Origin of the sequence: Companilactobacillus bobalius (assembly GCF_002179915.1) — a bacterium.
GTDB lineage: Bacteria > Bacillota > Bacilli > Lactobacillales > Lactobacillaceae > Companilactobacillus > Companilactobacillus bobalius.
In genome coordinates this window covers 1-4970 of record NZ_MYFM01000018.1, presented here as the reverse complement: position 1 = coordinate 4970, position 4970 = coordinate 1, and the positions used below count along the sequence as shown (strand labels likewise).

At 34.3% G+C, this 4970-nt stretch carries 7 protein-coding genes and 2 pseudogenes; all 9 read left to right on the top strand.

Annotation, left to right across the window (positions count from 1 at the left end):
* A partial coding sequence (locus LKACC16343_RS14210; protein WP_218780474.1) for an rRNA adenine N-6-methyltransferase family protein occupies nucleotides 1-171 on the top strand: 171 nt, incomplete at its 5' end.
* Nucleotides 140-217 (top strand): annotated as a pseudogene (locus tag LKACC16343_RS14720) (rRNA adenine methyltransferase); the annotation flags it as partial. The gene LKACC16343_RS14210 and the pseudogene LKACC16343_RS14720, both read left to right, overlap by 32 nt.
* Nucleotides 193-414 carry a hypothetical protein gene (locus LKACC16343_RS14045; RefSeq protein ID WP_010712928.1) on the top strand — a complete coding sequence of 74 codons (222 nt, stop codon included), beginning with the start codon at nucleotides 193-195 and terminating at the stop codon, nucleotides 412-414. The pseudogene LKACC16343_RS14720 and the gene LKACC16343_RS14045, both read left to right, overlap by 25 nt.
* Nucleotides 415-950: 536 nt before the next feature.
* Nucleotides 951-1106, top strand: a complete 156-nt coding sequence (locus tag LKACC16343_RS14040; RefSeq protein WP_002328822.1) for a protein RepA — start codon at nucleotides 951-953, stop codon at nucleotides 1104-1106.
* 123 nt (nucleotides 1107-1229) lie between these two features.
* Nucleotides 1230-1868, top strand: coding sequence for a replication protein (locus LKACC16343_RS14035; RefSeq protein WP_056950684.1), 639 nt, complete (start codon nucleotides 1230-1232; stop codon nucleotides 1866-1868).
* Between the two features lie 252 nt (nucleotides 1869-2120).
* The gene (gene mobV / locus LKACC16343_RS14030; protein WP_074412848.1) at nucleotides 2121-3332 is read left to right on the top strand and encodes a MobV family relaxase; all 1212 of its coding nucleotides are present in this window, start codon (nucleotides 2121-2123) and stop codon (nucleotides 3330-3332) included.
* Between the two features lie 604 nt (nucleotides 3333-3936).
* A pseudogene (locus tag LKACC16343_RS14675) lies at nucleotides 3937-4020 on the top strand (MLS leader peptide); the annotation flags it as partial.
* Nucleotides 4021-4068: 48 nt separating this feature from the next.
* Complete coding sequence (locus tag LKACC16343_RS14020; RefSeq protein WP_001814874.1) at nucleotides 4069-4152, top strand: 23S rRNA methyltransferase attenuation leader peptide; 84 nt, start codon at nucleotides 4069-4071, stop codon at nucleotides 4150-4152.
* Nucleotides 4153-4276: 124 nt separating this feature from the next.
* Nucleotides 4277-4970, top strand: a 694-nt coding sequence (gene erm(B) / locus LKACC16343_RS14015; protein WP_087721312.1) for a 23S rRNA (adenine(2058)-N(6))-methyltransferase Erm(B), incomplete at its 3' end; no start/stop codon positions are given.

Sequence of the window (4970 nt, the reverse complement as noted above, 5' to 3'; positions counted from 1 at the left end):
TATACGTACTTTGTTTCAAAATGGGTCAATCGAGAATATCGTCAACTGTTTACTAAAAATCAGTTTCATCAAGCAATGAAACACGCCAAAGTAAACAATTTAAGTACCATTACTTATGAGCAAGTATTGTCTATTTTTAATAGTTATCTATTATTTAACGGGAGGAAATAATTCTATGAGTCGCTTTTGTAAATGTTGGAGAAAGAGAATAAATCGCTTAAAAACGAAATTAAGGGCATTTACAGAGGTTTTAATCAGTTTATGGAAAATACCCTTGGTGCAACTGTTGGACAAGCTAAAAAGCTCATGAATAACCTTGTGAGCGAAATTAAAGAGTTTGTAAAAGGTGGAGAGTTTGAAAAAATTCATAGAAATGAAACTCGAACACGAGATAGAGATGAATTAAGTCGTTAGAAGCTCATATTTGCGTTTTAAGGCGTTTTAAATCAATTCGAGTATATTTATACCTGTTTGGTCTTTTCGTCGGCATAAGCGTTAAAAATGGCAATAGAAAAAGCTGCAAGGGCGAACGTAGTGAGTGCATTTACCCTTGCAGCTTTTTTTGTTGTCATTTAGCTTTTGCATAGACGACGGAAAGCCAACAGGTGTGAATGTTTAGCTACTTTTCAGAGGCATGATCAAACGCATTGCGTTTGTGGGTGTGGGCAACGCCCGCGGTTTTATTAGTTTTTAGGAATTGGGAAGCAAACTGGGGGGAGATTTTGAAAAAATCGACCAACTCATGGGGGCACTACGACACCCCCCATGTGTCCATTGTCCATTGTCCAAATAGATAAAAAGATTAAATGTCTTGTAAATACCTTTATATGAACGTTTTAAGCACCTATTTCGAGGTGAAAAAAAGTTTTTTGTAAAATCTTGTATTCCTGTCGTATGTATAATATAATTACAGTGTAAAAGAGATTTTGAAGAGAATTGAGGTGTATTTTGTGGTTGAAGTTGAGAAGAAAAAAGTGACTTTATCTTTACCTGTTGAATCGAATGACAAACTAGAAAAAATGGCACAAAAATATGGAATGACTAAATCAGGTTTGGTTACATTTTTAATTAATCAAGCTGATGATAAGGGGACTATTTTTAAATAAAAAAAGCCCTGCTAGGAAGATAGCAAGGGCTCGCAAGATTTGGTTTTCTTTGATTTCGCAACTCAAGTTTATCAAATTTTCCCTTGTTTTCCTAGTAGAGTAACTAGGAAGGTGTAGAAAAATATGGAAAATGAAAATAGAACAGATTGGGCATTGCCTAGAAAGAATTTAAATCCAAAAACTAAACAGCCTTATAAGCGAGGTCGTAACTGGTGGATTGTTGTTTATCCTGAAAGTTTGCCAGAGAATTGGAAAGAGATTATTTCAACTGAACCTGTGGCAATTAGTCCATTACATGATAAAGATGTTAATGCAGACGGAACAAAGAAAAAGCCGCATTATCATATAGTTTTTAATTACAAGGGCAATAAATCATTTGAACAAATGGACGAAATGGCAAGAGCTTTAAGGGCACCGATTCCTGAAAGAATAAGTGGTTTAACTGGTGCTGTTAGATATTTAACGCATATGGATAATCCTGAAAAGTATCAATACGATAATACAGAAATACAAGTGTTTGGTGGATTTGACCTTGAAAGTTGTTTAGCGTTATCTACTGGTGATAAAAGACAAGCGTTAAAAGAAATGCTTGGTTTTATTTCGGATAACAATATTATGCATTTAAAAGATTTTGCTGATTATTGTATGTCTGACCGAGCTCCTGCTGGTTGGTTCGAATTGCTAACAGAGAGGAATACTCTTTTTATAAAAGAGTACATAAAATCGAATTGGCAAAAAGAAAACCAAGTTTATAAAGAGTGAGGAATTAAATAAAAAATATGCCCCCTGCTGAAAAGCCAAGGGGGTTATTTTTTTGTGTTTTAAGAGTTGGATTACATGAGCCAACTCTTTGTTTTTTGTATCAGCTAATTGCACCATAAGGGTGCGCTGATACTCGGCTCAAAAGAGCCGAATAAGCCGTCTGCAAGACCCCTCGGCGAGCCCACCTTTACGAAGTAAAGTATAGTGGGTTATACTTTACATGGAAGCTGTCCCGAAGTTAGGAGTGTTTATATGTCATTTGTAGTGGCGAGAATGCAGAAGGTAAAATCAGGAAATTTAGTTGGGGTAGGTAATCATAATCAGAGAAATACAGACAATCATTCCAACAAAGATATTGATGTTGAACGGTCACATTTAAATTATGATTTGGTCAATCGGACAGAAAATTATAAACGAGATATTGAGCAATTTATTAACGACAACAAATCAAGTAGTCGTGCTGTCAGAAAAGATGCTGTATTAATAAACGAATGGATCATAACTTCTGACAACCAATTTTTTAAAGATAAAGATAGTAAAGAAATTAAAGATTATTTTGAAGTTGCTAAATCATATTTTTCAGAAAAATTTGGTGATGAGAATATCCGCTATGCTCAAGTTCACTTAGACGAAACGACACCGCATATGCACTTAGGAATTGTGCCGTTTAATGACGAACACAAGCTATCAGCAAAGACTGTTTTTAATCGTCAAGCCTTACAAGCGGTACAAGACGAATTGCCAAAGTATTTAAATGAGCGTGGTTTTGAGCTTGAACGTGGCGAAAAAGGGTCAGAGCGTAAAAATTTAACAGTGCCTGAATATAAAAAGGCAAAGGATGAATTAAAAGAGCTGACTACCACGCTGGAACAGCGGAAGTCAGAAGTTTTAGCGTTATCGAACGATAAAACACCAACAATCAAGAAAGAAAGTTTAGATTTAAAAGACGAAACGAAAACGGTCAAAGTACCAAGTGGCGAAACCATTGGTATTGGTAAGTTGCGACATGAATTTACGAAAAATGAAGAACGAAAAACAGGAAATGTGATTATCCCTGAAGATAAATTAAATGCCTTAATACAAGGCTATGAAGATTTATATAAATCGAATGAGAAACTAAAGAAATATGCGGAAACTGATTTACCTAAGCGGATTGACTATGTAAAAGAAAAATACAAGGAAGTAGTGCGTGATTTCAACGATTTAGCAGATAGATATAATAATAATCTAGAGAAAATTGATTCGTTGGAGAAAGAGAATAAATCGCTTAAAAACGAAATTAAGGGCATTTACAAAGGGTTTAAAGAGTACTTTAAAGATTCTAAGCAAGTTACAACTGAACAGGTTAAAACGCTTGTTAGTGGCGTTTTAGACAAAGTAAAAGAATTTGTAAAAGGTGGAGAATTTGAAAAAATTCATAGAAATGAAACTCAAACACGAGATAGAGATGAATTAAGTCGTTAGAAGCTCATATTTGCGTTCTAAGACGTTTTAAATCAATTCGAGTATATTTACACGTGATTATTACTTTTCGTCGGCATAAGCGTTTAAAATGGCTATAAATAATAAAGACAAGGGCGAACAACGTGAGCAACGTTTACCCTTGTCTTTTTATTTTAGGCATTTAGCTTTTGCTGAGCGACGAAAAGTAATTACGTGATAAAGCTACTTTTCAGAGGCATGATCAAACGCATTGCGTTTGTCAGGGGTGGGCGGAAGCCCACGGTTTTTAAAAGGGTTTTTGCGGAGCAAAATACCCTTTTCTTCTTATCTTGATACTATTAGGGGTCCCGAGCGCCTACGAGGAATTTGTATCGATAAGAAATAGATTTAAAAATTTCGCTGTTATTTTGTACATTTAACTTGACGGTGACATCTCTCTATTGTGAGTTATTAGTGGTACAGTTTTCAACCGTTTTAATTATAAAAAAGTGGTGCATTTTTAAATTGGCACAAACAGGTAACGGTTATTGCAGGTGTATTTCTTATCTATGGGTTTAACATGGATTTTATCATTAAAATCATGAGTATTGTCCGAGAGTGATTGGTCTTGCGTATGGTTAACCCTAAAGTTATGGAAATAAGACTTAGAAGCAAACTTAAGAGTGTGTTGATAGTGCATTATCTTAAAATTTTGTATAATAGGAATTGAAGTTAAATTAGATGCTAAAAATTTGTAATTAAGAAGGAGGGATTCGTCATGTTGGTATTCCAAATGCGTAATGTAGATAAAACATCTACTGTTTTGAAACAGACTAAAAACAGTGATTACGCAGATAAATAAATACGTTAGATTAATTCCTACCAGTGACTAATCTTATGACTTTTTAAACAGATAACTAAAATTACAAACAAATCGTTTAACTTCTGTATTTGTTTATAGATGTAATCACTTCAGGAGAGATTACATGAACAAAAATATAAAATATTCTCAAAACTTTTTAACGAGTGAAAAAGTACTCAACCAAATAATAAAACAATTGAATTTAAAAGAAACCGATACCGTTTACGAAATTGGAACAGGTAAAGGGCATTTAACGACGAAACTGGCTAAAATAAGTAAACAGGTAACGTCTATTGAATTAGACAGTCATCTATTCAACTTATCGTCAGAAAAATTAAAACTGAATACTCGTGTCACTTTAATTCACCAAGATATTCTACAGTTTCAATTCCCTAACAAACAGAGGTATAAAATTGTTGGGAATATTCCTTACCATTTAAGCACACAAATTATTAAAAAAGTGGTTTTTGAAAGCCGTGCGTCTGACATCTATCTGATTGTTGAAGAAGGATTCTACAAGCGTACCTTGGATATTCACCGAACACTAGGGTTGCTCTTGCACACTCAAGTCTCGATTCAGCAATTGCTTAAGCTGCCAGCGGAATGCTTTCATCCTAAACCAAAAGTAAACAGTGTCTTAATAAAACTTACCCGCCATACCACAGATGTTCCAGATAAATATTGGAAGCTATATACGTACTTTGTTTCAAAATGGGTCAATCGAGAATATCGTCAACTGTTTACTAAAAATCAGTTTCATCAAGCAATGAAACACGCCAAAGTAAACAATTTAAGTACCATTACTTATGAGCAAGTAT

Bases quoted from the DNA above. Each gene is read 5' to 3' on its own strand.
- LKACC16343_RS14045 (WP_010712928.1), top strand. From the start codon at position 193: ATGTTGGAGAAAGAGAATAAATCGCTTAAAAACGAAATTAAGGGCATT.
- LKACC16343_RS14035 (WP_056950684.1), top strand. From the start codon at position 1,230: ATGGAAAATGAAAATAGAACAGATTGGGCATTGCCTAGAAAGAATTTA.
- mobV (WP_074412848.1), top strand. From the start codon at position 2,121: ATGTCATTTGTAGTGGCGAGAATGCAGAAGGTAAAATCAGGAAATTTA.
- LKACC16343_RS14020 (WP_001814874.1), top strand. From the start codon at position 4,069: ATGTTGGTATTCCAAATGCGTAATGTAGATAAAACATCTACTGTTTTG.